The following is a 23,833-nucleotide window of genomic DNA, read 5'->3' as shown; positions in this document are numbered from 1 at the left end:
ATGCTGCCACCTCCTTGCTTTGACCTGCAGCGTTCAAAACAAAATCGGCGGCTTTCTGCGCCTCGGACGCCGCGCGGAAAATCGCACGTTTGTCCTCCTTGAGCGCTTTCAACCAGCCTTCAACGTAGGCGGCGCTTTGGTCGAATTCCGGCGCGACGCCAATCCGGGCACCAAGAAAACAAGCGCCAATTTCTGCGACCAGCTCTTCAAAGGCATAGGCTTGACGGTTTGCAAACTTCTTGATCCGCTCCAGCCGCTTTTCGCTACCGGTCCAATGGATCTTATGCCGACATCGGCATAACGCGCATAATGCCGCGCTTTGGATTATGCCGCGCTTACATCTGAGATCACTTACTTCATTGAGCTTTCATCAATCTCAGTCTGCATAAGACTCGTCGCGAGAAACAGCGGTCATTCGTGATCAAAGCAGCGAAGGTCACGAAAGAGCCCATTCTGTGAATTCGATTTTCTCGCTGCGTGCGCTCGCAGCGTTAGAAATTTCGTGCTGCTTTGCCGCGGAAGGAACGGTCATTCACACAAGCCACCGCGAGAATCAGACGTCAAACTCACAGATCGCGGACGTTTCTTACGTTCGCCGCATGCTCTCGAATGGCTGGTTTTCAATTCCTACAGTTCAAACTGCTGGGAAAGTGAGCGCAGTGCGGTGCCTCAACCGTACATTACTATCATTCGGGGCATGTATCCGTTACGCTGCGATCCTTGCGATGCGTCATCGTCAAATTGCGGCGTGTACTTGTGTTGACGGTCAGTTCCGCCCAATACTGCAACAATCGGTTTTAGATAGCTGCAGTTGTTCTGGCCACGTTTTCGATATTTGTCATTCACTTCTTTTCGAACACGATTATCGCTTCGCCGACGCGAACGCCAAATCGGGAAACATAGGCCCGGTTCAGCACCCGGTCTTCTGTCAGCAGCCACATCCAATCATCGAAATCGACGCGCATCGTTCCTTTTCGTACCGGCAAGTCGATGCGATAGGCCCAGTTGAACGTGTCGCCATTTTCGCGGCCTTTGGCTGTGCCCAAAACACCGGGCGCCGTGCCTTTCCAGGTATCCTCACCGGTCTTTTCAAGTGTCCAGATGCGCTGTTCGGTACCGCCGTCGTCATAGCTGAAGTTTTCCACGAGTTTCAGAAAGCGGCCATCCCATGTTCCGGTAATCTGAACATCGAACCGACGTTGAACATTGCCGAAAACGTCCTGAAACTGACCATGGGCTACGGTCTTGCCCTCAAAAAATTCCTCAAGGTTGAAAGGTTGGTCAGAAAGGGTTCTGTCCTCAACATCCGGGGTTCCGGAGCAGGCAACCAGGGTTGAAACGGCCAGAAGGGCAAGTGTCTTTTTCATTGGGGTCTCCTGAGTGCAAAGCTGGATTTTTTGCGCAGCATTTTGCAATTCGGTTGCGGAAGATGTGTCGTTGTCAAATGTGTCAAGCTCGACCTGATTGACTGCTCAGAAGAACCCTAACGGCCAGCGTGACGATCCCGACCGCAGACAGCGCAATCACGGACCAGTTTTCAGAAGGTGCATTTGCGGCAATGACCCCGGTCAGGGCCCATATAACCGCGAGCGGATAGGCCCATTCTGCCGGTCGGAAGGACTGAACTATTATTGCGGCGACCAGAACCGCAGCCAGCATGGCCAGTGCAGCAACCTGCGCGGTCAGCACGCCATATCCACCAAGAACCACGCCCGTTCCGACCCCCGTCGCCGCCGTCAACCAGCCAGCATAGAGCGCAACCGGTCGGACCTGCCAGGCTGGCGTGTCGTTTCCCGTGCGCAGCATCGCCGCTATCGCAAAGCCCGCCATTGCAACGATCATGATCGTCGCCAGAATTGGCGCGGCATTGGCGGCGGCAATCCAGAATATGCCGAGGCCAAGACTCACCAACAAAGGTGCACGCATTTTCTGCCAATGCAGGTCGTGCGGCGCATTCAGTAACCCCCAGATCGACCCGAGGATTAGCCAGATGTAAATCACACCCCAGATGCCAAAGGCCCACCCCGCTGGCTGAACCGGCCAGAATTCCAGAACCACGGGAAACTGCTCGGGCCGATAGCCGGCGAATTCGCTTGTCAAAAGCGGCGAAAGGGCAAACGCGATGGTCGCCAGCGTAACCGCAATCGCAAGACCGGGTATTTTTCGGTGCATCACGACAGATCCCTTTCGTTCACAGGCACACGCCCATTATTGCTGTGCATCGGGGTTGGGGCGCATGGTTGCAATCAACTCGGCCACCTTGATGCCAAACTTGCGCATCTCGGATTTGTTCATGATGACACCGTTTTCAGTCAAATAGAGCCAATCGATCGCGGTCAGGGTGTGACCGCCGGCGTCCTCTGGCAGTACGATCTGATATTCCATTTTGATGGTTGATCCGGACACGGTGCCACGCGCCTCACCGACGATATCCTCGGCGGTGGCAGTAAAGCTGTTGCCTTCTCCGAGTTTAAGATACCACTTGCGGCTTTGCTGCTTGCCGTTGGAATAGGTGAACTCTTCACTCAGCGTGCCGGTGTCACCGTCCCATTCGCCGACCATTCTGGCAACGAACCTGTTGGTCATCTTTCCGGTTGGTCCATAAATCAAACCCTCGGACAGGATCTCGCCCGACAAATGCGTTTTGAGCGAAAAGGCAGGGCCGCTGTCGGCATAATCCGATGGGTTCTGCGCGCGAAAGCTAAGAAACATGGATTTGGTGAACGCGATCAGAAGGACCACAACAAGCAGGGCAGTAAGGAGTTTCATATCGGTTGGTCCTCTGAAGGGAGCGCAAGGACAAGAGCCAGTGCGCCAAGTTTCAGGATGCAGGGAATAACGGCGTAAGAGATGTTGAGCGTGTTCAATGCCGTGGCACTGTTGGATGTACCCGGAGTAAAGCCACTACGCTCTAGCACGGGCAGAACGGCAAATGCGGCCAGTGCAAGGCCAAGCTTGCCCGCAAAGGACCAGATGCCAAAAGCCAGCGACGCCTTGAGGCCCGCCTTGGTCAGGGCCACGGAAAACATGGCCGGAAGGATCACCATATCGGCCCCCAGTGCGGCCCCCGAAGCCACACAAACCAAAGCAAATCCCACCATGTTGCCGGGAGCCAGGAATGCCGCGCCGACAAAGCCCAAAATGGCCAGCGGCATGGCGATCAACAAGGTGATTTTTGCGCCCAGCCGTTGGCTCATGCGCGCCCAGAGCGGCACGCTGAGACCGGCGCTGAGGAAGAACAGGATCAACAAAGGTCCGGCTTTGCCCGGCAATTGCAGGCGGTCCTCGACAAAGAACAAAAAGAGCGTGGATGTGATGGCAACAGGCAGGCTGTTGACCAGCGCCAACGCCAGAAGCCGCAGCGCCCCGGCCTGACTGAGGCCCGCAAGCGAAAAGCCATCCCCTTGAATAGGGGTGCGGCGCCAGATTGGCAGGGTGATCGCGGCAGTGATCAAAGCGAGCACGCCCAGAAACAAACCAAATGCGGGATAGCCCTGCGATCCGAACCCCAAAGCGATGAAAACGGCCGGCGCAATCGCGGCTATGATCACGCCGGCAAGCATGCCGCCTTCGCGAAAGGCGGCGAGCGTCATCAGCGCCTTGGGCGTTGGTTCCTTCGCAAGTGTCGCGCTACGCCCGTAGAGCAGGATCATGCCTAGGCTGTAGGCCGAGAACAGCAACACCAGGACCGCCACGAGTTGCGGGATGACGTTTGGCCCCGATCGTGGCGAAAACAGCATGGGAAATCCGATGGCCAGACCCACGGCGGCAGTGGTGGCAAACAAAGCTTGTGCACGTGGCCAGCGGTCAATCGCCCAGCCGATCAGCGGGTCCTGCACCAGATCAATCAGCCGGATGACCAGAAGGATGGCCCCAATGGTGCCCAGCCCGATCCCAAGCTCTACCGAGGCAAAGCGCGGCAGGTGGATATAAAGCGGGATGCCAGCCGCAGCCAGCATCAGCGCATAGAGGCTGACACGCGGGTAAAGCATCACTCGCCCTTTAGTTTCCGGGTGAAGGACTTTGAACGGGTGTTCTCACCCAGGAAAATCGCCATGAAGCGGGTTTTGATTTGCGGGTGGCTCAGCGTGCAAACCCGTTTGCCGTTATGCCAAAATCCGATCTGGTCTTGCCCCTTGGACAAAGCGAAATAGCGGTCGCCCTTGCGGACATCGTCAAAGCATTGCTCCAGTTGACCCCGCAGCGGCAAAGCAGCTCCGGTGCGTTTCAATTCGCGCATTGTCCCCTCGACAAGGTCATATTCGGTCAGATTGCGCATGTATTTCAGTTCGAGCCCGAAATCCTTGTTCCAGTCCAGTGGTGCGCCGGATTTGGTAAAAAGCCGTGCTTCATAGAGTGGAAAGCCGACATATCGAAAGGTCGCGGCACCACGCAACTCGGCACCGGGCAAGGCGGATTTGACGGTTGAGGCCTGCGCGCTTAATGGAACAAGAAGTGTAGCAGCTATCAGCAAAAGTCTACGCATGAGCCAGCTCCACCTGCACAACATTGGTGTGGCCCACGGCAAAGGAGGCGGCGCAAATCTCAAGATAATACTGCCAGTTGCGGAAGAAGCCTTCGCCATATCCCATCTCGGAAATCCGCCGCTTTTGCGCGTTCAGGCGTTCGGCCCAGATCCGACAGGTACTGGCATAGTCCTGACCAAAGGCGAAATTATCCCGAACCTCAAACCCGGCCCCTTTCGCCTGATGTTCGATCACGCTGTCCGACAAAAGCATGCCGCCGGGAAAGACATATTGGCGGATGTAATCGGATGACGTCTTATAGGTGTCGAAAAAGCTGTCCTTGACGGTGATCGCCTGCAACAGAACACGCCCTCCTTCAGCCAGGTTTCGCTTGAGTGTCGCGAAATAGCTTGGCCAGTAACGGGCGCCCACCGCCTCGATCATTTCGATCGATACGATGTTGTCATATTGCCCGTTGATGTCGCGGTAATCGCGCAATTGAATGTCAGCGCGCCCATCAAGGCGGCATTCTGCATAGCTGTGTTGATTGCGCGAGATGGTCACGCCGGTCACATCGCGGCCTTCGGCGCTCGCGTGTTCGGCAAACCCGCCCCAGCCACAGCCAATTTCAAGCGTGCGGTCGCCGTCCCCGAGCCGCGACAAGACACGCTCATTCTTGCGGGTCTGTGCACGTGTCAGATCGTCATCAGCCTGTTCAAACAGCCCCGACGAATAGGTCATCCCTTCGTCCAGCCAAAGCGCGTAAAACTCATTACCGACATCATAGTGCGAGCGGATGTTTTTGCGTGATCCACGACGCGAATTGGCGCGCATCACAGTATCAACCAACCGAAACTTGGCCTTGTTGAACGGGCTGGCCTGATCGTAAGCGCCCAGGTACTCGCGATTGGTCATTGCCAACGCCATTAGCCCCTCGATCGACGGCGTGTCCCACAGACCCTGAACATAGGTTTCGCCCAGGCCCACCTGTCCATGCGCCGCCAAGGCAGACACGGCCGCCCAATCGCGAATGACCATTTCCGCCTCGGGGCCGGAATGACCAAAATGATAGCGTTCACCCTCGGGCGTGCGCAGGGTCAGCTGCCCGTCACACAGACGCTCGCAGGTCGACAGGAAGTTCGATTTCAGGGCCTTGTTCGTCAAGTGCATGGTCCATTCCTTTGAATTGGTGACGTTCATTTAGTTCACGCACGATACGCATTGCGCTGGCGATGCCATCTTCGTGAAATCCGTGGCGGTTCCAGGCCCCGGCAAACCAGGTCCGGTTGCGGCCCTGCATCTGGCGGATGTCCTGCTGTGCCTTTAGTGCGGCCTTGTCGAACACCGGATGGGCGAACTGAACCTCGTCATGAATCGCGTCCTGAGGGATCTCGGTTGACGGGTTCAGAGTGACGAAAAGTGGATCGCTTTCCGGAATATTCTGAAGCTTGTTCATCCAGTAGGTGACGCCGATATCACCGTCTTGCGAGCGATACGCCCAGCTTGACCAGCAGGCACGGCGACGGGGCATTTGGCCCGGGTCACAATGCAATACGGCTTTGTTGGGTTGATAGCGAATGCTGCCAAGCGCGTTGCATTCGGCCCGGGTGGCATCATCGCCCAGAATGCCCAGAGCTTGGTCTGAATGACAGGCCAGGATGATCTCGTCAAAGGTCTGCGACAGGCCCTCACCCGCATCAACGCGCACGTCAAAGGCATCCCGCTTCACGCGATGGACCGGCGTGTCGGTGTGAATGGTGCAGCCGCGGGCGATCAGAGCCGCCTCCAGTCTGCGAACGTATTCTATACTGCCGCCTTTGACCGTCCACCATTGATGCTCACCCACCCCTGCCAAAAGCGCATGGTTGCGAAAGAACTGCACCAGTGATTTGGCCGGGAATTGATCCACGTCTTCCACAGGCGTTGACCAGATCGCGCCGCACATCGGCATAAGGTAATTGTTGCGAAACCAGTCGCCCAGACCCAGTTCGTCAACCAATTCGCCAATGGTTTTGTCGTCGTCCCTGGCTGCTGCTTCGGCGCGTTTGCCGAACCGGATGATATCAGCGATCATCTTGTAAAATTGCGGGCGCAGCAGGTTGCTTTTTTGCGCCGTGATCGCGCCCATGTTGGACAGGCCATATTCCAACCAGCCATCGTTGATGCTGGCCCCAAAGCTCATCTCGCTTTTGATCACCGGCACGTCGAGGTCACGAAACAGCCGGGTCAGGTAAGGATAGGTCACATAGTTGAACACGATAAAGCCGGTATCTACCGGTTGATCCCCGTTCTTGCCCGCCATCACCGTGCGCGCATGCCCGCCCAACCTTGGGGCGGCCTCGAACACCGTGACATCGTGATACGGCGCCAGATAATAGGCGGCCGAGAGGCCCGAGATACCGCCTCCGACAATGGCGATCTTTTTGCGTGGGCCCTGGGTCTGATCGAACATCTTGTCCTCGTCTTTGTAACTTTAAGCGGGTGATACGCGGGGTCTGATGGTTCGGATCATTTTTTCGGCTGAAAAAGATTTCCGGCGCAGAATGATCCAAGGCCAACGCACGCGCGTAGTGTTCGTATGCTGCTGGAACATATTCAGGCCCAAACCCACCACGTCCGGCGCGGCGCGTTGAAAAACGCGTTCAGCTATGGTGTGGATTACGTGCTTACCGATCTGGGGACACAGACACCTCGGGTGATATCGCGCAATCGCTTTAACCTTTGGTCCCTGTGCGATCATCGCCACGGCGGCGACCGTGACGACGGCCATGGCGTGGCATGGTTCAAGGAGGTTCTGGAAGCCCGAGGATTTCAAACCGAAGGCGCGCAGCTTCTGCTGCTGACCCAGCCCAGTTTCCTTTGGTTTCATTTCAATCCGGTCAGCTTCTGGATCGCATTGGTTGACGGCACGCCACGTGCCTTTGTTGCCGAGGTCAACAGCACCTTTGGCCAGCGCCATTGCTATTTCTGTGCGCATGATGGTTTCCGGCCAATCGCAAGGCAGGACACTCTGATCGCCGAGAAACTGATGCATGTGTCGCCCTTCCAAAAGGTGACAGGCCACTACCGGTTCAATTTCGACATGAACGATACCGACATCGATATCCGCATTTCCTACGAAAATGGCGACCACGGCGTTCTGGCCACGTTATCCGGCAAACGTCGCCCGGCAAGTGATGCCTCGCTGTTATGGGCAGCAGTCCGACGTCCCATGGGTGCGTTGAGGGTGCTTGCCCTGATCCACTGGCAAGCAGCGCTTCTATACCTGAAACGCGCGCCCTTTTTGAAAAAGCAGCCCGCACCCGAGCACTTGATGACCGACGCACAAAATCTTCGCGAGGCGGGAAAATGACCGGTTTCTCAGGCAAAACCTACTGGCTTATCGGAGCCAGCGAAGGCTTGGGACGCGCCCTGGCAAAACAATTGAATGCCGAAGGGGCGCACTTGATTTTGTCCGCGCGCAATGCAGAACGGCTTGAAACTCTGCGCACCAAGTTATCCGGCGCGCGCGTGCTCGCGCTGGATGTCACGGACTCTGACGCCGTGCGTCAGGCCGCAGCCTCGATCGGGGAGCTGCACGGTGTGATCTACAATGTCGGCGCCTACGAACCGATGCGAGCGACCGACTGGGACAGCGAAACGGCGCTGGCAATGTGTGACGTCAATTTCTCCGGAGCGATGCGGGTATTGGGCGAGGTTGTTCCGCAATTTGTCAACAAGGGACAAGGCGACATCACACTCGTCGGGTCACTAGCCGGGTACCGTGGTCTGCCCGCGGCCATTGGCTATGGCGCCAGCAAGGCGGCGCTTGTCAGCCTGGCGGAAACCATGCGTTTTGATCTCAAAGGTACGGGCGTCGTGGTCCGGCTGGTCAATCCCGGATTCATCAAGACCCGCCTGACCCGGAAAAACAGCTTTCGCATGCCAATGTTGATGACGCCCGAGGATGCTGCGCAAAAGGTACGCCGGGCGATGAGAAAACGCCGTTTTCGCACTGATTTTCCCGCTCCGTTCTCATGGCTGATCCGCGGCTTGGATTACCTGCCTGACATTGTCGTTTACCGCGGAAAGTGACCCCAAACCGTCTCAGATGAAGGGGTCGTGCGACCATTGCAGCAACGCCTGACGCTGCCGTGGTCTGCAAAAAAATGTCACCCGGATAGCAGTTTGCGCGCACCTGTCCTGCGTGCCTGGCAAAGCCTTTCCAGCGGCCAATCTGGATGCGGTCGATCTCGGTCAGGCGGCGTCCCTGATAATACCTGCAATACCACTGGAACCATCCGCGTGCGTCAGGGCCATAGATCCAGCCTTTTTCGCGCCCGACGCCAAGCGGTTGCCGGCTTTTCACCCCGAAGTAGTTCACGTCTGGATCCGAAGTCTGACTGAGTTTGGCACCTTCAAACCATGCAGCCGGAAATTTCAGGGCGCAATCTGTAAGGTATTTGCCCTCGAACACACCCAGTCTCAACATTTCCGCAGGTGAGAATCGCGGCTTGAAATCCAGCGCAAAATCTTCTCCGACCGGTGCAACCAGGGTGTAGGTGTAATCCGACTGCATCCTGTCGGACACTGTAATCTCACGCGATTTTTCCATGCGGCTTTGCTTTCAAACGATCGGATAATGTGAATGAAAAATGTCGATGCATTCAAGAAAGAACGCATCGACCAGATTTTCATTCCGCCGGGTCATTCTGGCAGGCGCCTGTCGTCAGTGGCAGGCCGGGCGCGTGCCAGGCAGCAGAACCTTGTCCACCACGTGGATCACGCCATTGTCGGCCTGAATGTCGGCGATGATCACATTGGCCATCTGGCCGGTGCCATCGGCGATTTTCACGCCATCCGCACCTGCGGTGATGCAGAGCCGTTCGCTGGCCAGAATCGGTTTGAAATAGTTCGACCCAGCCGGGATCATGTCTGCCGTCAGTTTCCGGTCATCGACGTGATACAGCAGAACGTCGGTCAGCTGGCCTTTGTTCTCGGGCTTGAGCAAGGTTTCAACCGTGCCGTCGGGCAACGCGGCGAACGCGTCATTCACCGGGGCATAAACGGTAAAGGGGCCGGGGCCGGACAGCGTTTCGGCCAGACCTGCGGCGGTAACGGCGGCAACAAGCGTAGAGAACCGGTCGTCTCCGGCAGCGATTTCGACGATGGTGTTGGCCTGCGCAGTGGCTGCGGAAAGGCTGAGCGCGGCGGCGGCAATTGCGGTTTTGATCTTGGTTTTCATTGTTAGTCTCCGTGTCAATGGGCGTGCTGCCCGGTCTGAATTGATGTTTGTATATTGGATACGCCGGAGCCCCTCTTTTGGATCAAAACCTCACGCTTTCGTGATGCAACCACCTGAAAACAAAAAAGAAACCACCAGAAAACTGGTGGTTCCAAGGCAGGTGCAATTTGAGAGATCGCTCTAGATTCGAAAGAAGGGCTGTAACAGCCTTGGCACCAGCGCACGAAACCGCAACCGCGCGTCTGTCGCTGCCAGACAAATGCAGGGATCACCCGGATCGGCAACCGGGGTATGCTCCAGGTCCTCATCAGCGATCTCAAGATCACCGACACCGAAATGGCCGGTCTCGTCACTGAAACTGCCTTGCAAAACGAGGGTCAGTTCAAGCCCGTTGTGGCTGTGATCCGGCACCGGCTGTCCCGGCGGGATATAGAGCAGGCGCACCGACCCATTGGCATCTTCTGACAGAATATCCTGTCGCACGCCCATGCCCAGCTTCTTCCAACGTGGTGCACGGCCTTTCATCGCCTCCATAACCGGCCCGGGGAAAATCACGTTGCGCTCATAAACCGGTTCAGGCGTGAATGCCGCATCGAGTTGGGCCAGAATGTCGTCCTTGAGAGATGATGACACCGCAACGGCACCGGTGTCTTCCAGAACGGCTCCGCCAATCGCCTGATGCGCTCCCAGGGCCACACGGCACTCAGCGCAAAGCGACACATGGCTGGCCACGGCGACGGCGAAGGCATGGGAGAGATTTCCCGCCGCATAAGCCGCCAGCATAGCGTCAGGGATATGGTGGGTTATGGCACTCATTGCTTGAGGTCCTTCAACTCGTGTCTCAGACGTTCCAGGCCAAGCCGGATACGTGATTTAATGGTTCCAAGTGGCAGGCCGGTCTGGGCGCTGATCTCCTGATGGGTCAACTCGCCCAGATAAGCCTTTTCAACTATCTCGCGCTGCTCGGGTTTGAGCGTGGCAAGTGCTTGTTTTAATTGTCCAGCCTCCTGTTCGAGGGCAAGGATCTGGCTGGCATCGGGTTCCATGCCCGGTTCTTCTTTCAGCTCTTCCGGCATGGGGCGGTTTTCTTTGCGCGCGATGTCGATCTGGCGGTTGCGAGCAATTTGATAAATCCAGGCCGACACTTGGGCGCGGTGCGGATCAAACATCGCCGCCTTGCGCCAGATCGTCAGCATCACATCTTGAACGATTTCTTCCGCCTGATGCGCCGACGCTCCCGAGCGGATGATGAATCCTTTGAGCCGTGGTGCAAAATGATCGAACAGCGCTGCAAACGCATTGCGGTCACGGTTATCGCGAACGGCAATCATCCAGTGAGTCTGCTGCGATAATTCGGTTTCGGTTTGAGACACAGGCGTTCTTTCGTAACGACGGGCCATGGAAGCATGACGAGCGCTGCGCGGGTTATCAAGAGTTTGTGTCAACATACCCTCTTTACAGGGGTCTATGAGATACGGATCACATTTTTTTGGATTTTGATCTGGCAACGACGCAAATGATCAAAGGACCACGCAAGCAGATCGAATAATCTAAGGCCTCACTTACGCCCCGCCTTTGATCTGGGCCAATCTCTCGGATGGAAACCCGAAACTGCGGGTTTTGGCATCAATCATTGATAAGGTTCGCTTCGCTGCACAAAATCTCGGCCAGCAGATCACTGCCAGACCTGGGTTCTGGCAACAGCGGCTGGACAAGCGCGATTTCACGGATTGCAGCTGCATCCTTAAGCTCACGCAAGCTGACATCCGTGCCGCGGCGGGCCTCAGTCGCGGCGTAGATGCTGGGAAGGACTGCGATTCCAGCGCCGCCCGCCGCCATCAGACGGATCGCATTAAGGCTTGTCCCTTCGTATTCGTCAGACACACGCCCACCAGCCCGGGCGGCGAGACTCGCGACGATATGGGACAGCCGATACTTTGGGCCCAGCGTCAGGAAGGTTTGCCCCTTCAGGACCCCAAGATCCACCGGCTCTGTGCTGTATGCAAGCGGATGATCCAGAGCCATGGCAATCCAAAACCGTTCCGTGAAAAGGTGCGTGTGCCGGGCTCCGGGGTGATCCTCGGGGGTGGAAATGACCATGTCGAGCCGCCCGCTGCGCAGCCCTTCATCAAGGTCGCGGGTGCTTTCTTCGCGCACCACCAGACGCAAACTGGGGTGTTCCCTGTGCAAACGCCTGACGACCCCGGGCAGAAGGTAGGGCCCGATTGATGGCAATACGCCCAGGCGCAGCCGCCCCTGGAAAATGCCATCTCCCTGAGCTGTGGCGCGCAGGTCTTGTACCTCGTGCAGGATTTGCCGGGCACGTCGAACGATCTCGTCGCCGATGGGTGTTGGTTTGGCACCGGATCGCCCGCGCTGGAACAAGGCTACGCCCAGGTCGTCTTCGACCGCAGACAGTTGGGCCGACAGGCTGGGCTGACTGACATTGAGCTGCGTAGCAGTCAAGCCGATCCGCCCGGTTTCGGCCACCGCTACAATATATTCCAGCTGGCGCAAGGTTGGTCGCATTTCATAGTTTCAAACTATACCAATTAGAAGAATCATATATTTGAAATATGTTTCAGACAACCAATATCGGCTCAAACCACCGTATCTGCATGGGAGTCATCCGTGGAAAAGACCTTGTCGCGCCTTCAAACCTTCATGAAACTCGAAGCCAGTGCTGGGCTGGTGTTGATGGGGGTCGCCCTTATGGCCATGGTGGCTGCAAACAGCGTTCTAGCGCCGCTTTATGATGGTTTTCTGAACACCAATGTCCGGATGGGCGTCGGCGCATTTGAAATCTCGAAACCGGCACTTCTTTGGATCAACGATGGTCTGATGGCGATTTTCTTTTTCCTGGTGGGTTTGGAGATCAAACGCGAAGTTCTGACAGGGGAGTTGTCAAGTTTTGACAAGGCAGCGCTGCCCGTATTGGCCGCCATTGGCGGTATGATTACACCCGGGCTCGTCTTTGTCGCACTCAACTGGGGCACACCAGAAAACCTGCGGGGTTGGGCCATTCCGACGGCCACCGACATTGCATTTGCATTGGGGATTCTCGCGCTTCTTGGCTCCCGGGTCCCTGTAGCGCTCAAGGTCTTCCTTTTGGCTGTTGCGATCATCGACGATCTCGGCGCAATCGTGATTATCGCGGTGTTTTATACTTCTGATCTATCCACCAACGCGCTTACGCTGTCGATGTTGGGCTTTGCGCTTGCGGTGACACTGAACCGCATGGGTGTGCAAAGGATTGCACCCTACCTGATCGTCGGCGTGTTCATGTGGGTGTTTGTGCTCAAACCAGGTGTGCATGCGACACTGGCTGGCGTGCTGATCGCCCTGACCATCCCATTGAAAGAAAACAATGGCGACAAGGCGCTGCTGCACCGGATCGAACATGGCCTGAACCCTTGGGTGGACTTTTTGATCCTGCCAATCTTTGCCTTCGCCAATGCCGGGGTCAGCTTTGCTGGGCTAACCGTTGGCGATTTCACACACCCTTTGACTCTCGGTATCATCGCGGGCCTGTTTTTCGGCAAGCAAGCAAGCGGGCGTTCTGATTGTCACCTGGATTGGTGTGAAAAGCGGGTTGGCCAAGCTGCCCGATGGCGTGACCTGGCGCCACATTTACGGCGTGGCCTGTCTGACCGGCGTCGGCTTCACCATGAGCCTGTTCATCGGCTCTCTCGCCTTTGGCAACGATGACACGATGAATGCAGTGCGGCTTGGTGTTGTTGCCGGCTCTGTGCTGTCTGGCCTGCTGGGGTTTGCCGTGTTGCGCACGGCTGCCCCAAGGCCCGCTGCCTCGGCGGTACCAGCCGTCTGAATCAGGGAAGGGCCGTCCTCGGCCAGCCCTCTCAGCTCTGGTGAGCAGCCCAATTGAAACGGTCAAAGCCTTGGCGTGACTCCGACAAGAGGCCCAAGAAAACAGAGACAAAGGATAAGTCAAAAGTGCTAACCCGCGAAGGCCTTCAGAACTTGATTGAGCACCAGTTTTTTCGCTCCTTCATCCTAGCCGTGATCTTGTTCAACGCGATTGTTCTGGGCGTGGAAACCTCGCAGGCAGCGATGTCGGACTTCGGATCAATCATCCTGACGCTGGACGCGATATGCCTTGCCATTTTTGTCGCCGAACTCGCCACGAAGATTTACGTTCACCGATGGCAATTCTTTCGCAACGGATGGAACAACTTCGATTTTCTGATCGTTGCAGTTGCACTTGTTCCCGTCACACAGGGCCTATCGGTTCTGCGTGCCCTTAGGGTTCTCAGACTCTTTCGTGTTATCTCGGCCGCGCCGACCTTGCGTCGGGTAGTGGAAGGATTAATCAACGCCTTACCCGGGATGGGTTCAGTTTTTCTTTTAATGGGTGTTGTGTTCTACATCGGCTCGGTCATCGCGACTAAACTGTTTGGGTCGGCTTTCCCAGAATGGTTTGGGACGTTGGGTGGTTCGGCCTATTCTCTGTTCCAGATCATGACCCTGGAAAGCTGGTCCATGGGAATCGCACGCCCGGTCATGGATGTCTTTCCCCACGCCTGGCTCTTCTTCGTGCCCTTCATTCTGATCACGACTTTTGTTGTGGTAAACCTCGTTGTTGGATTGGTCGTCAATTCGATGCAAGACGCTCATAACGTCGAAGCTGACGAGCGGACCGACACCTATCGTGACGACGTGATTGTTCGATTGTCAGAAATCGAACGACTGTTGAAAACGGCTGAACATCGATAAAGGCGCCTGGCTGCAGAAGCGTCACACCTTACATCGGCCAAACGCGCCAGTGCCGCGCGAGCGGCTTGGTCCAGGACCCCAAAAGCGTTCATGTTTTCGCAATCCAGAGGTCAAAAGACTACACCCTAAGACAGAAGCCGATTGTTGGTCAAAACAGCCTGGCATCCGAAACAGCGACGTCCGCTTGAAAAACGCGGCCAACTGCAACGATTCCGATGCGACGCAACTTGGCAGGATCAAGAACATTGTCCGTCTTGTGAGGTTCAAAGTCGGGAAAGGGCAATCGCACAGTTGTCCAATGCGCCGATGCATGGAATGGCGCGCGAAAGGATTGCCATGGCCGGTCCAGATCATCTGTTCGAATGCGAAGATCATAAATCTCATCATTGCCGCAGACATCAATCTCGATGCCGACCCAGTTGCTGGCATCCAGACCTGAACCGTCCCGCTTCAGGTCCGATGCCATCTGAATGAAGCCGCCATTGTTTTCCAGCGAAACCATCCCGGTCAGTCGTGTCGCGCTGCGTCCATCCACAACCTGATTGGCAATTCGACCGCGTGAGATTCCGCCCATGACGGCATCAGCGACAAACTCCCAGTTTGTTTCTAGTTCTTGCATACAGCCAGTCCTCTCAATGTGCTCTCAAACCAAAGTATGTGCGCCAACCCTTTGTTGGCGGTTGTTCCGGTTGTAACGGGTCGATACGGGACACTTTCTGACATTGGTTGCCTTACACTTGATGCGCCGTCTTGCGACAGATCTCCGGACATCCGTTTCTGATCAATTGTCCGGTTCGTCCATTTTCCAGTGCCGCTTTGGCTGAGGATTTGCGGCTTGAACGCCAAGGCGGGTGGCAAGCCACGAGATTGCCGGGCGGGCCACCAGAAAGTCTCTGTATGATACCTCAATTACGGGCAATACACCCGGAATACTTGATTCTCTCTGTTTCTCACCGGGAAACCGAATTGGACGCTTGGCCCATCCCCACCATCAACGGGCCTCGTAGGCTGCGAGAGCCCTTTGTCGCCCTTCAGCAAGTCCGACAATCGGGGTCGGATAAGGATCATCCGGCGAAAGCCCCCAAGCGCGCGGGCAGGCGTCGAAAAACGCCAGAGCCTCTGGACCGGGGTCCGGCGCGCACTCGGCCACATATCTTTGAATGTACGTCTGCTCGGCGTCGAATTTTTGCGCCTGTGTTTCGGGATTGAAAACGCGGAAATAGGGCGCAGCATCCGGTCCGCTCCCCGCAACCCATTGCCATCCCATGGCGTTCGCTGGGGGGTCCCAATCAATTAGGCACTCTTCGAACCACTTCTGTCCAATTCGCCAATGCTTGAGCATGTGTTTAGTAAGAAAGGACCCAACAATCATACGGCCCCGATTATGCATGTGGCCGGTGACATACATCTCCCGCATGGCAGCATCAACGAGGGGAACACCCGTCCGCCCCTGCTTCCATCGCAGGACTGCTGCGCCCTCATGGTCCGACCAGGGGAAGGCGTCCCATTCCGATCTCCAGTTCTTACGAGTGATCTCGGGGGTGTGAAAAACCAGATGGTACGCAAATTCGCGCCATACGAGCTCTTTCAGGAAGTGCTCTGCCCCTCTTTGGCCTTCCAGATGCGCACGCAGTCCAGCATGCCAGACTGTACGCGGACCGATCTCACCCCAGGCCAAATTCTCAGACAGGCGGGAGGTTGCGTTTTGAGCCAGGTAGTCGCGACGCTCCTTGTAGTCACCGATTGACCCGCACAGGAAATTAGCAAGGCGCTCATGGGCTGCGGGTTCGCCAACATTTGCACGTCGGGCCAAGACCTGTGCCCCCCGATCCATACTCTTGTCGAGCGCCCAGCCCGTAAGTCGATCAGAGTCCGGCCACTTCTCAGGTGCCAAAAGGCGCAGTGGCGCAGGGTCAGGCGGCGCGACATCCAGATCTTTTACGGCACGCCACATCGGACTGTAGACCTTAAAGAAACCGCCCTGCTTGGTCTTCACTGCCCAGGGTTCGAACAGAAGGTGGCCGGGCCAGCTTATCGCCCCAAAACCCGCGTCTTTCAGAGCCGATTTGACTTTGATGTCACGCGCGATTGCTTCGGGATCATAGGCCCGGCTCCACCAGATGTCCCCCGCACCGGTTTCACGCGCCAGAGCGAGCAGTTCATCTGCGGCGGTGCCACGACGCAAGATCAGCCGGGATCCAACTTGCTTCAGGCGAGCTTCGAATTGTTCAATCGCTTGCGACAGGCGCCATCTGGGGGCGGAACCGAAGGTTTCTGCAACCTCGTCCAGCAAGACCACTGGAACAATGGGGCGCCCGCTTCTGCTTGCTTCAGCAAGCGCCGGGTGATCCGCCAGCCTGAAATCTCTTCGAAACCAGATGATTATCGGTGTTGATTTGTTCATCTCTACGCGCTCTGTTGCTTTCCTTTCCAATTACGAAGGCCAACCGTGGATGGTTCAAAAGAACCCAGATTGGAATTCGTTTGTGATCTTAATCTGAGCCTGGACCGTATCAGAAACATGATCGAAAACGCGGACCTGATCACCATGCGGATTCAGGTCTCGGGAGGTTAAGGACCGTGCGAAAAAGCCAGATGCCATCGAAAACATGCCCGGTGTGTTGCCGCCCGTTCTCGTGGCGTCGAAAATGGTCCAGATCCTGGAGCAATGTGCGATACTGTTCCGAGCGCTGTCGCAGGTCGCGAAGGGTAAAAGCAGGATGACGCGCCGCGCACTTGTCATAGGGGCCTCCGGAGGGATCGGCACGGCGCTATGCACGGTTCTTGCAACAAAAGGCACTGAGGTGACGCGGCTTTCGCGCGCCGCAGACGGGTTCGATATGACCGACCCCACGAGTGTTGAGGGTGCCATGAACAGGCTCCGTGGGCCCTTCGAAACGGTTTTGATAGCCAGTGGCATTCTGGCCCCTGAGGGCGCACGACCCGAGAAGTCTCTCGCCGAGATTGACGCAGAAAACATGGCACGGGTCATGGCGGTGAATGCCATTGGCCCGGCGTTGGTGCTGAAAAACCTGCCACGGCTTTTGCCGCATGGTTCGCGTTGCGTGGTGGGTGTTCTCACTGCCCGGGTCGGGTCGATCGGCGATAACCACCTGGGGGGCTGGTATAGCTATCGCGCGGCCAAGGCTGCGGCCAATCAGATTGTGCGCACGGCTGCCATCGAGATCGCGAGAAAGCGGAAAGATGCCGTTGTTGTGTCATTTCATCCGGGTACGGTGGAGACATCGTTCACCAAAGCCTATACCGGGCATCCAAAGGTGGCACCGAGTGAGGCAGCCACGAACCTTGTTGAGGTTCTTGATCAACTGACTTCGGCCCAGAATGGTGGCTTTTTCGATTGGGCGGGGAAACCCGTCCCATGGTGAAAGCGCGTCTCATCTTGGTGCTTGGTGACCAACTATGTGCTGACATCTCTTCCCTGCGAATAGCTGAAAAAGAGCGGGACGTGGTCATAATGGCCGAGGTCATGGCAGAGGCAACTTACGTCTCGCATCATCCCCAAAAGATCGCGCTTGTTCTGGCTGCGATGCGCAAATTTGCAGTGGCACTTCGAGAAGATGGCTGGACAGTCGCTTACAGCAAACTCGATGATGAGGCCAACACGGGTTCAATTCCGGGTGAGATCGTCCGCCATGCCTCAGAATTTGAGGCCGATGAAATTATTGCCACGACCCCCGGAGAATGGAGGTTGATAGCGGCACTGAACGATCTGCCGCTTGTCGTGCGCCAGTTACCGGATGACCGCTTTGTCACCTCGCCCAAGGAGTTCGCCAACTGGGCGGAGGGCCGCAAGGAACTTCGAATGGAGTGGTTCTATCGGCAGGTCCGGCGCAAGACAGGTCTGCTGATGGAGGGAAACGCACCGGCGGGGGGAAAGTGGAACTATGACAGCCAGAACCGCAAGCCTGTACCAGAAGACGCCCGCCCTCCGAAACCGCCTGGTTTCCAACCCGACGCTGTTGTCGGCGACGTGCTTGACCTCGTCGAGGATCGTTTCGCGGAGCACTTTGGGGAATTGTATCCCTTCAAGTTCGCAACGGATCGGGAACAGGCTCTTGAGGTTCTGGACCACTTCATAACCCATACTCTTGCGCGATTTGGTGATTATCAGGATGCCATGGTCGCAGGTGAACCTTGGCTTTGGCATGCGGTCATCTCGCCATATCTCAACATTGGTCTTCTTCAGTCAATGGAAGTTTGCCGACGGGCTGAGGAGGCTTGGCGTGCCGGTGTGGCGCCTCTCAATGCGGTCGAAGGACTCATCAGACAGATAATTGGCTGGCGCGAATATGTGCGGGGCATCTATTTCTTCGAAGGCCCGGACTACACGTCACGCAATGCGTTGGACCACAGTCGTCCGCTTCCTGCTTTTTTCTGGGGTGACGAAACACACATGTCGTGCGTTAGCGAAGTTGTGGGTCAGACCCGAAATCACGCCTACGCTCACCATATCCAAAGACTGATGATCACGGGCAATTTTGCCCTACTTGCTGGCCTTGACCCGGGGGCGGTGCACCATTGGTATCTTTCTGTTTATGTCGATGCGTTCGAATGGGTCGAAGCGCCCAACACCATTGGGATGAGTCAGTACGCAGACGGCGGTGTGGTCGCATCCAAGCCGTATGTTTCATCAGGCAACTACATATCCAAGATGTCCGACTATTGTACCGGCTGTCACTACGACGTCAGGGCCAAGACGGGCGCGCGGGCTTGCCCCTTCAATCTTCTCTACTGGCACTTCATCGAACGCAACCGGGACCGCTTTCAACACAACCCCAGGATGGCCGTCATTTACAGAGGTTGGGACAAGCGCGATGCAGGCCAACGAAAAGCTGTATTAGGTGACGCCACGGATTGGCTGGGTCGGTTGGAATCGGGCGAGACTGTATAAGCACCTGTCGATTTCCGGACGATGTCTTTTTGACCGATCGAATATTCAAATGACCACGAACTAGAAACCCCCATCCGTACGCCCTGCCCCATTTGACCCGGTGTAGACACGTCTTCATGCGGGTATATTTATGATCATTATCAATAACTTAATGTAATTACGTGGTAACGTTTTCGCTTTGAGAGTGATCTAAGTAATTCAGTCCCTCGTAACCGTTACATGCAAAGTGCAAAGGATACGAAAATGCTGAGACGTGCTTTTATCGGGGCCGTAAGCGGTCTTGCTCTGACCATTGCCGCAACAAGCGCTGTGCTCGCTGACGGGCATGGACACAAAATGGACATCGTCGATACCGCTGTGAACGCGGGCTCGTTCAACACGCTTGTCGCTGCCGTTCAGGCTGCGGGCTTGGTTCACACACTCAAGGGCGATGGACCTTTTACCGTTTTCGCCCCGACCGACGAAGCCTTTGCTGCGCTGTCCGCCGGTACGGTTGAAAACTTGCTGAAACCGGAAAACAAGGATCAGTTGGTCGCCATTCTGACCTATCACGTTGTACCGGCCAAGATCATGTCCGGCGACATCGCAGGCAAGAAAGCCAAGGTGCTCACCGTTCAGGGCGATCGTCTGAGCGTCAACGCGCGCTACGGCGTCAAGGTCGACAAAGCAAAGGTCGTCGCCGCGGACGTGGAGGCGAGCAATGGTGTTATCCACGTAATCGACACGGTTCTGATTCCTGGCAGCTAAGCTCGTGAAGTACGCTGCTTGGGTGCGCGCAGTTTTGCGCGCACCCGTTATGACTGATGCGAAAACCTTGCGGACACCTAGATGTTCGCCTCTCAAGATCGGATGGCATTTATATGCGAAAACTGATAGCAACTCTGAGCTTTTGCCTCTCGTTCGGTTCGCTTTCAACAGCCGTTTTCGGGGAACAGGTCATAGTGGACAGTTTCGACAATAATCCCCAAAGCCGGTGGGAATTTCTTGCGGACACGGTAATGGGCGGCGTCTCGACCGGGCAGGTCAACTTTGTCCAGGACGATGGGTTCGGATATGCGCGACTGACTGGAACAGTCAGCACCGAGAAGCGTGGTGGTTTCATACAGGTCCGAAAGGAACTCACGGAAAAACCACCACGTGACGCCAAGGGTGTGCGACTTGTCACCCGCGGGAACGGTCAAACGTATTTTGTGCATTTGCGCACCAGAGGCACGGTTTTGCCATGGCAGTTTTACCAGGGCAATTTCAATGCGACTCAAAGCTGGACGGAAGTGCGTATTCCCTTTTCATCCTTCAAGTCGTCCGGTCAGATGATGAGAACGGAACCAAAAGCGGAATCGCTGAAATCAATTGGCATTGTGGCCTATGGTCGTGATCACGAAGCAATGGTCGACGTCAAGGTAATTGGATTTTTTTGACGCCTGACGCGGCCGTTTCTTGTTTGGGTTATTTCTGCCCAAGTCGCCCATGCCCTTCGCTGCGATCTGATCAAATGGCGTGCGGGTGAACCTTCAATCCTTAAATACTGCGGCTCGAACTGAGCCGGCTGCGCCAACATGACCCGTACATTGATGATGCGTTGGTGCGTTGGCTTTTCAGTGTTGCCATGGCTGTCGTCGTTTGCCGTGGGAGACTTGGTTGCCCCCAAAAAAGCGCACCATTTTTGATCCGATCAGGCGAGCGATCCGTAACATTAATATTCCGCACAACGCGGGTCACAAATGAATGGAGATACCATGTTTCGCAGAACCTTTATCGCCACATCGACCGCAATTGCGATGTTTTCAGCCACCGCGGCATTCGCCGATGGTCACTCGAAAGACATCGTAGACACCGCCATCGACGCCGGTTCCTTCGGGACACTCGTTGCTGCCGTTCAGGCAGCCGGACTGGTTGATACGCTTAAGAGCGAGGGTCCGTTTACCGTGTTCGCCCCAACCGATGACGCCTTTGCCGCGCTGCCTGCAGGAACCGTCGAGGACCTGTTGAAGCCCGAGAACAAGGAAAAATTGACGGCCGTCCTTACCTATCACGTTGTACCAGGCAAGGTGATGAGCAGTGATTTGAGCAACAATATGATGGCGACAACAGCACAGGGTGGTGACGTCACGGTCATGACCGAGGGCGGCGTAACGGTGAACGGCGCCAACGTTGTCACGGCAGACATTGCAGCGTCTAACGGGGTCATCCACGTGATCGACGCCGTTATCCTGCCCGAATAAGCCTGTTCAGGACAGCATTCCGTTCCGGCGAAGGCGTTGGAACGGTTTGCCCCTGCTGAGGTCACTCGGTTGAGCTGACAATATCCCAATGGTTGATGACAGCCGAAAAATGATTGGAACCACTTTGAAAACCATCGTCGCTCTGGCCGTCGCCAGCCTTGTTGCTTCGCCATCGCTTGCCGACGTGAAGGTCGCATTCATTGAAGGCGCGCCGAAAGACAAATTTGTCATCACCAACAGCGGGGCATGTGATCTTCCCGCCGCCAAGGTGACGATTGATCTTTCGGGGTCCGCATCTGGTCTGGTCTTTGACGTGACTGACACAGGACCGGGAGTCGAGGTTTTTCAGCCGCTTCAGATTGTGTCCGGTCGGCAACTTGTAAGCCGTGCAACGGATGTGTTCGATGGCGACAGATCTGTCACACTTGAACTGGACGGCCTGACCATGGGTCAGGTGGTGAGCTTTACCATAGACGTGGACGACACCAACGGAAGCCGTGAAATTACGGTTACGGACGATGAAATCCTGGGTGCAACTGTCGACGTTGTCACCCAAAACGGACAATTCACCGATGTGTTTGTCGCAAACTCTGAAGCCGTGGTGCGCATTCCGGACTGCGCGGTCTAGAGCCGTTTTCAAGCGAGAAGTTTGCAAAGCCATGAATGATTATAGCAAGGGCACAATCGTATTGCATGCATTGGACAACAGCCCGTCTGACCAAAGCCCTCTCTCGCGCCTGACGGTGTACTATGACGGTTCATGTCCACTTTGCACCGCCGAAATTGAGCATTACGCAACACGATCGGGCGGTAATCGTCTGGACTACGTTGATGTGTCAGATCCGAAAGCCGAACTTGGTCCGGGGCTCGCTCAAAAAGAGGCCATGAGCCGGTTTCATGTTCGGCAGCCGGACGGTTCCATTGCCTCGGGCGCTGACGCCTTTACGTTGGTTTGGGAAGCACTTCCAGCCTGGAATTGGGTCGCCAAAATCGTGTCTCTGCCCGGCGCGAAGGCTGTTTTAGAGATTGGTTACAGGTTTTTCCTGCCAATGCGACCCGCCCTGTCAGCCCTGTTTGGTCGACTGACCCGCAGTGCAGACATAAAAACCCAATCAGGCAAATAAGAGGGTGTGGTGTTACTGGACTGGATTTTGCGCACCGGCAAAAAACATTAGCCGTCCATCTCCGTCATAGATGGGTCTGATGCGGAGGCGATTGACAAAGGATGATCCGTCTTTTCGGTAGTTAAGGATATCAATTGTGAACCGCGTTTCCGCCTTCAAACCGTAGCGAATTGCTGCAATGGCGTCGGGGCTGGTGTCGGGGCCCTGCAGGAACCGGCAATTGCGACCAAGAGCTTCTTCCGGCGTGTATCCAGTCTGGCTGAAGAATTCGTCGCTTACAAAAATCATGGGATTGTCTGGAAGGGACGGATCGGTGAACACAACACTCATCTCGACTTCATCTTCTTCCAGAAGAGACCGAAGATAGGACTGATCCGTGTTTTCGACATTCATTTTCTACTACCCCTCTGATTTGGGCGACGTTGAAACGTCATCAGCCAACACTTAGGCCCGAGGCCAGATGTTTCGTCAATAGGTGCTGGAAGCTTGAAAAGGTGAGACTGGAGTTAAGGCAGAACATGCAGACAAACCTGATCAATGCGGAAACCAGAACCGATAACCCCATCGATGCAGTCATTACCTGGGTCGACGGAAGCTCAGAAAACCACTACCGCCGGCGTAGCCGGTACATGGCGCAAGCACATCACCCGCTTCATGAAAACGCGAGCAATCCGCATCGTTGGGCTTGCAACGGCTTTGTTGCACAAATAGCCTGTGGGGATTCATCTCGTGAATCCAGGATGATAGCTAGAGGCCATGAGCAGCTGGGCCCCTACAAAATACAAGACCAAGAACTGGTCGGCTTACAATGAAGCGTTGAAGCGTCGTGGTTCGCTTTCAATCTGGTTTGATCCTGAGATGGTTTGGACACCGCCACCTAGCGGCAAGCGCGGACGGCAGCCCCAATTCAGCGACGCTGCAATCCAGACTTGCCTGACTATAAAGGTGCTGTTTGGCCTGCCGATTCGGCAGACAACAGGCTTTGTAGAAAGCTTGCTGAAGCTGGTTGGATTGGATTGGGCGGTGCCCGATTTCAGCACCCTTTGCCGTCGTCAGAAGGTGTTGAACGTGAGGTTGCCCTATCGCGAGGGAACTGGCCCTCTCAACCTGCTGATCGATAGCACCAGCATCAAAGCCCCCTCTCGGCAGCT

At 55.9% G+C, this 23,833-nt stretch carries 30 protein-coding genes; 15 read left to right on the top strand and 15 right to left on the bottom strand.

Annotated features, from left to right (window positions below):
* The 8 genes from AN476_RS23145 to AN476_RS20315 all read right to left on the bottom strand — a co-directional run.
* On the bottom strand, window positions 1–244 hold a 244-nt coding region (locus AN476_RS23145; protein ID WP_253279953.1), incomplete at its 3' end, for a zincin-like metallopeptidase domain-containing protein.
* A 598-nt stretch (window positions 245–842) separates the two neighbouring features.
* Window positions 843–1,367: a DUF3833 domain-containing protein gene (locus AN476_RS20345; protein ID WP_054463600.1), complete on the bottom strand. Its 525-nt coding sequence runs from the start codon at window positions 1,365–1,367 to the stop codon at window positions 843–845.
* An 82-nt stretch (window positions 1,368–1,449) separates the two neighbouring features.
* Window positions 1,450–2,172: a hypothetical protein gene (locus tag AN476_RS20340; RefSeq protein ID WP_054463599.1), complete on the bottom strand. Its 723-nt coding sequence runs from the start codon at window positions 2,170–2,172 to the stop codon at window positions 1,450–1,452.
* A gap of 36 nt (window positions 2,173–2,208) precedes the next feature.
* The gene (locus AN476_RS20335; RefSeq protein WP_054463598.1) at window positions 2,209–2,769 is read right to left on the bottom strand and encodes a DUF3833 domain-containing protein; all 561 of its coding nucleotides are present in this window, start codon (window positions 2,767–2,769) and stop codon (window positions 2,209–2,211) included.
* The gene (locus AN476_RS20330; protein ID WP_054463597.1) at window positions 2,766–3,992 is read right to left on the bottom strand and encodes an MFS transporter; all 1,227 of its coding nucleotides are present in this window, start codon (window positions 3,990–3,992) and stop codon (window positions 2,766–2,768) included. The genes AN476_RS20335 and AN476_RS20330 overlap by 4 nt, the downstream gene beginning before the upstream one ends.
* The gene (locus AN476_RS20325; protein WP_054463596.1) at window positions 3,992–4,486 is read right to left on the bottom strand and encodes a hypothetical protein; all 495 of its coding nucleotides are present in this window, start codon (window positions 4,484–4,486) and stop codon (window positions 3,992–3,994) included. The genes AN476_RS20330 and AN476_RS20325 overlap by 1 nt, the downstream gene beginning before the upstream one ends.
* Window positions 4,479–5,636, bottom strand: coding sequence for a cyclopropane-fatty-acyl-phospholipid synthase family protein (locus AN476_RS20320; RefSeq protein WP_054463595.1), 1,158 nt, complete (start codon window positions 5,634–5,636; stop codon window positions 4,479–4,481). The genes AN476_RS20325 and AN476_RS20320 overlap by 8 nt, the downstream gene beginning before the upstream one ends.
* Entirely contained in the window at window positions 5,575–6,918 is a 1,344-nt protein-coding gene (locus AN476_RS20315; protein ID WP_054463594.1) for an NAD(P)/FAD-dependent oxidoreductase, read from the bottom strand. Before AN476_RS20315 ends, AN476_RS20320 begins: the two co-directional genes overlap by 62 nt.
* 126 nt (window positions 6,919–7,044) lie before the next feature.
* Here AN476_RS20315 and AN476_RS20310 point away from each other — a divergent pair, with 126 nt between their 5' ends.
* Window positions 7,045–7,818 carry a DUF1365 domain-containing protein gene (locus AN476_RS20310; protein WP_157063824.1) on the top strand — a complete coding sequence of 258 codons (774 nt, stop codon included), beginning with the start codon at window positions 7,045–7,047 and terminating at the stop codon, window positions 7,816–7,818.
* A complete protein-coding gene (locus AN476_RS20305) occupies window positions 7,815–8,540 on the top strand; it encodes an SDR family oxidoreductase (protein WP_054463593.1) in 726 nt (241 codons plus the stop codon). Before AN476_RS20310 ends, AN476_RS20305 begins: the two co-directional genes overlap by 4 nt.
* A gap of 634 nt (window positions 8,541–9,174) precedes the next feature.
* On the opposite strand, the gene AN476_RS20300 is transcribed toward AN476_RS20305, so the two are convergent.
* From AN476_RS20300 to AN476_RS20285, 4 genes are all read right to left on the bottom strand, one after another.
* Window positions 9,175–9,690, bottom strand: a complete 516-nt coding sequence (locus AN476_RS20300) for a fasciclin domain-containing protein (protein WP_054463592.1) — start codon at window positions 9,688–9,690, stop codon at window positions 9,175–9,177.
* Between the two features lie 180 nt (window positions 9,691–9,870).
* Window positions 9,871–10,506: a ChrR family anti-sigma-E factor gene (locus tag AN476_RS20295; protein ID WP_054463591.1), complete on the bottom strand. Its 636-nt coding sequence runs from the start codon at window positions 10,504–10,506 to the stop codon at window positions 9,871–9,873.
* Entirely contained in the window at window positions 10,503–11,090 is a 588-nt protein-coding gene (locus AN476_RS20290; RefSeq protein WP_253279952.1) for a sigma-70 family RNA polymerase sigma factor, read from the bottom strand. Before AN476_RS20290 ends, AN476_RS20295 begins: the two co-directional genes overlap by 4 nt.
* 226 nt (window positions 11,091–11,316) lie before the next feature.
* On the bottom strand, window positions 11,317–12,219 hold the full coding sequence (locus tag AN476_RS20285; protein WP_054463589.1) for a hydrogen peroxide-inducible genes activator: 903 nt from the start codon (window positions 12,217–12,219) through the stop codon (window positions 11,317–11,319).
* 102 nt (window positions 12,220–12,321) lie between these two features.
* On the opposite strand from AN476_RS20285, the gene nhaA reads away from it, so the two are divergent.
* From nhaA to AN476_RS20275, 3 genes are all read left to right on the top strand, one after another.
* Window positions 12,322–13,398: a Na+/H+ antiporter NhaA gene (gene nhaA / locus AN476_RS20280; RefSeq protein WP_253279951.1), complete on the top strand. Its 1,077-nt coding sequence runs from the start codon at window positions 12,322–12,324 to the stop codon at window positions 13,396–13,398.
* Entirely contained in the window at window positions 13,304–13,519 is a 216-nt protein-coding gene (locus AN476_RS23450) for a Na+/H+ antiporter NhaA (RefSeq protein ID WP_371257374.1), read from the top strand. Before nhaA ends, AN476_RS23450 begins: the two co-directional genes overlap by 95 nt.
* A 125-nt stretch (window positions 13,520–13,644) precedes the next feature.
* On the top strand, window positions 13,645–14,424 hold the full coding sequence (locus tag AN476_RS20275; RefSeq protein ID WP_054463605.1) for an ion transporter: 780 nt from the start codon (window positions 13,645–13,647) through the stop codon (window positions 14,422–14,424).
* Window positions 14,425–14,572: 148 nt separating this feature from the next.
* On the opposite strand, the gene AN476_RS20270 is transcribed toward AN476_RS20275, so the two are convergent.
* A complete protein-coding gene (locus AN476_RS20270) occupies window positions 14,573–15,043 on the bottom strand; it encodes a CIA30 family protein (protein ID WP_054463588.1) in 471 nt (156 codons plus the stop codon).
* 372 nt (window positions 15,044–15,415) lie between these two features.
* Window positions 15,416–16,828 (bottom strand): deoxyribodipyrimidine photo-lyase, encoded by a 1,413-nt coding sequence (locus AN476_RS20265; protein ID WP_054463587.1) that lies wholly within the window; start codon window positions 16,826–16,828, stop codon window positions 15,416–15,418.
* 191 nt (window positions 16,829–17,019) lie between these two features.
* On the opposite strand from AN476_RS20265, the gene AN476_RS22630 reads away from it, so the two are divergent.
* From AN476_RS22630 to AN476_RS20230, 8 genes are all read left to right on the top strand, one after another.
* A complete protein-coding gene (locus tag AN476_RS22630) occupies window positions 17,020–17,148 on the top strand; it encodes a DUF2256 domain-containing protein (protein WP_172684870.1) in 129 nt (42 codons plus the stop codon).
* Entirely contained in the window at window positions 17,145–17,810 is a 666-nt protein-coding gene (locus AN476_RS20260; RefSeq protein WP_054463604.1) for an SDR family NAD(P)-dependent oxidoreductase, read from the top strand. The genes AN476_RS22630 and AN476_RS20260 overlap by 4 nt, the downstream gene beginning before the upstream one ends.
* Window positions 17,804–19,336 (top strand): cryptochrome/photolyase family protein, encoded by a 1,533-nt coding sequence (locus AN476_RS20255; protein ID WP_054463586.1) that lies wholly within the window; start codon window positions 17,804–17,806, stop codon window positions 19,334–19,336. Before AN476_RS20260 ends, AN476_RS20255 begins: the two co-directional genes overlap by 7 nt.
* A 243-nt stretch (window positions 19,337–19,579) precedes the next feature.
* Window positions 19,580–20,083, top strand: a complete 504-nt coding sequence (locus AN476_RS20250; protein WP_054463585.1) for a fasciclin domain-containing protein — start codon at window positions 19,580–19,582, stop codon at window positions 20,081–20,083.
* A gap of 113 nt (window positions 20,084–20,196) precedes the next feature.
* Window positions 20,197–20,754, top strand: coding sequence for a CIA30 family protein (locus AN476_RS20245; RefSeq protein WP_054463584.1), 558 nt, complete (start codon window positions 20,197–20,199; stop codon window positions 20,752–20,754).
* A gap of 318 nt (window positions 20,755–21,072) precedes the next feature.
* On the top strand, window positions 21,073–21,558 hold the full coding sequence (locus tag AN476_RS20240) for a fasciclin domain-containing protein (RefSeq protein ID WP_054463583.1): 486 nt from the start codon (window positions 21,073–21,075) through the stop codon (window positions 21,556–21,558).
* A gap of 88 nt (window positions 21,559–21,646) precedes the next feature.
* Complete coding sequence (locus AN476_RS20235) at window positions 21,647–22,186, top strand: aggregation factor core protein MAFp3, isoform C (RefSeq protein ID WP_216598405.1); 540 nt, start codon at window positions 21,647–21,649, stop codon at window positions 22,184–22,186.
* 31 nt (window positions 22,187–22,217) lie between these two features.
* Window positions 22,218–22,682, top strand: a complete 465-nt coding sequence (locus tag AN476_RS20230; RefSeq protein ID WP_083464432.1) for a thiol-disulfide oxidoreductase DCC family protein — start codon at window positions 22,218–22,220, stop codon at window positions 22,680–22,682.
* A gap of 12 nt (window positions 22,683–22,694) precedes the next feature.
* On the opposite strand, the gene AN476_RS20225 is transcribed toward AN476_RS20230, so the two are convergent.
* A complete protein-coding gene (locus AN476_RS20225) occupies window positions 22,695–23,075 on the bottom strand; it encodes a PAS sensor domain-containing protein (protein WP_054463582.1) in 381 nt (126 codons plus the stop codon).
* Between the two features lie 125 nt (window positions 23,076–23,200).
* Between AN476_RS20225 and AN476_RS23505 the strand changes: the two genes are divergently transcribed.
* Both AN476_RS23505 and AN476_RS20220 read left to right on the top strand, forming a co-directional pair.
* Window positions 23,201–23,494 (top strand): Stealth CR1 domain-containing protein, encoded by a 294-nt coding sequence (locus AN476_RS23505; protein WP_083464431.1) that lies wholly within the window; start codon window positions 23,201–23,203, stop codon window positions 23,492–23,494.
* Window positions 23,439–23,833 (top strand): transposase (locus AN476_RS20220; protein ID WP_172684869.1); only part of this gene is annotated, 395 nt, incomplete at its 3' end. The genes AN476_RS23505 and AN476_RS20220, both read left to right, overlap by 56 nt.

It is taken from the genome of Phaeobacter sp. 11ANDIMAR09 (assembly GCF_001294455.1).
Classification (GTDB): Bacteria; Pseudomonadota; Alphaproteobacteria; order Rhodobacterales; family Rhodobacteraceae; genus Pseudophaeobacter.
This window is presented reverse-complemented; position numbering and strand designations above follow the sequence as displayed.

Coding starts and splice junctions, on each gene's coding strand:
- AN476_RS20325 (WP_054463596.1), bottom strand. CDS start 4,486: ATGCGTAGACTTTTGCTGATAGCTGCTACACTTCTTGTTCCATTAAGC.
- AN476_RS20305 (WP_054463593.1), top strand. CDS start 7,815: ATGACCGGTTTCTCAGGCAAAACCTACTGGCTTATCGGAGCCAGCGAA.
- AN476_RS20270 (WP_054463588.1), bottom strand. CDS start 15,043: ATGCAAGAACTAGAAACAAACTGGGAGTTTGTCGCTGATGCCGTCATG.
- AN476_RS20255 (WP_054463586.1), top strand. CDS start 17,804: ATGGTGAAAGCGCGTCTCATCTTGGTGCTTGGTGACCAACTATGTGCT.
- AN476_RS20340 (WP_054463599.1), bottom strand. CDS start 2,172: ATGCACCGAAAAATACCCGGTCTTGCGATTGCGGTTACGCTGGCGACC.
- AN476_RS20290 (WP_253279952.1), bottom strand. CDS start 11,090: ATGGCCCGTCGTTACGAAAGAACGCCTGTGTCTCAAACCGAAACCGAA.
- AN476_RS20265 (WP_054463587.1), bottom strand. CDS start 16,828: ATGAACAAATCAACACCGATAATCATCTGGTTTCGAAGAGATTTCAGG.
- AN476_RS20250 (WP_054463585.1), top strand. CDS start 19,580: ATGCTGAGACGTGCTTTTATCGGGGCCGTAAGCGGTCTTGCTCTGACC.
- AN476_RS20235 (WP_216598405.1), top strand. CDS start 21,647: ATGGTTGATGACAGCCGAAAAATGATTGGAACCACTTTGAAAACCATC.
- AN476_RS20285 (WP_054463589.1), bottom strand. CDS start 12,219: ATGCGACCAACCTTGCGCCAGCTGGAATATATTGTAGCGGTGGCCGAA.
- AN476_RS20225 (WP_054463582.1), bottom strand. CDS start 23,075: ATGAATGTCGAAAACACGGATCAGTCCTATCTTCGGTCTCTTCTGGAA.
- AN476_RS22630 (WP_172684870.1), top strand. CDS start 17,020: ATGCCATCGAAAACATGCCCGGTGTGTTGCCGCCCGTTCTCGTGGCGT.
- AN476_RS20245 (WP_054463584.1), top strand. CDS start 20,197: ATGCGAAAACTGATAGCAACTCTGAGCTTTTGCCTCTCGTTCGGTTCG.
- AN476_RS20345 (WP_054463600.1), bottom strand. CDS start 1,367: ATGAAAAAGACACTTGCCCTTCTGGCCGTTTCAACCCTGGTTGCCTGC.
- AN476_RS20335 (WP_054463598.1), bottom strand. CDS start 2,769: ATGAAACTCCTTACTGCCCTGCTTGTTGTGGTCCTTCTGATCGCGTTC.
- AN476_RS20240 (WP_054463583.1), top strand. CDS start 21,073: ATGTTTCGCAGAACCTTTATCGCCACATCGACCGCAATTGCGATGTTT.
- AN476_RS20330 (WP_054463597.1), bottom strand. CDS start 3,992: ATGCTTTACCCGCGTGTCAGCCTCTATGCGCTGATGCTGGCTGCGGCT.
- AN476_RS20260 (WP_054463604.1), top strand. CDS start 17,145: ATGACGCGCCGCGCACTTGTCATAGGGGCCTCCGGAGGGATCGGCACG.
- AN476_RS20315 (WP_054463594.1), bottom strand. CDS start 6,918: ATGTTCGATCAGACCCAGGGCCCACGCAAAAAGATCGCCATTGTCGGA.
- AN476_RS20230 (WP_083464432.1), top strand. CDS start 22,218: ATGAATGATTATAGCAAGGGCACAATCGTATTGCATGCATTGGACAAC.
- AN476_RS20310 (WP_157063824.1), top strand. CDS start 7,045: ATGCTGCTGGAACATATTCAGGCCCAAACCCACCACGTCCGGCGCGGC.
- AN476_RS23505 (WP_083464431.1), top strand. CDS start 23,201: ATGCAGACAAACCTGATCAATGCGGAAACCAGAACCGATAACCCCATC.
- AN476_RS20295 (WP_054463591.1), bottom strand. CDS start 10,506: ATGAGTGCCATAACCCACCATATCCCTGACGCTATGCTGGCGGCTTAT.
- AN476_RS20320 (WP_054463595.1), bottom strand. CDS start 5,636: ATGCACTTGACGAACAAGGCCCTGAAATCGAACTTCCTGTCGACCTGC.
- AN476_RS20300 (WP_054463592.1), bottom strand. CDS start 9,690: ATGAAAACCAAGATCAAAACCGCAATTGCCGCCGCCGCGCTCAGCCTT.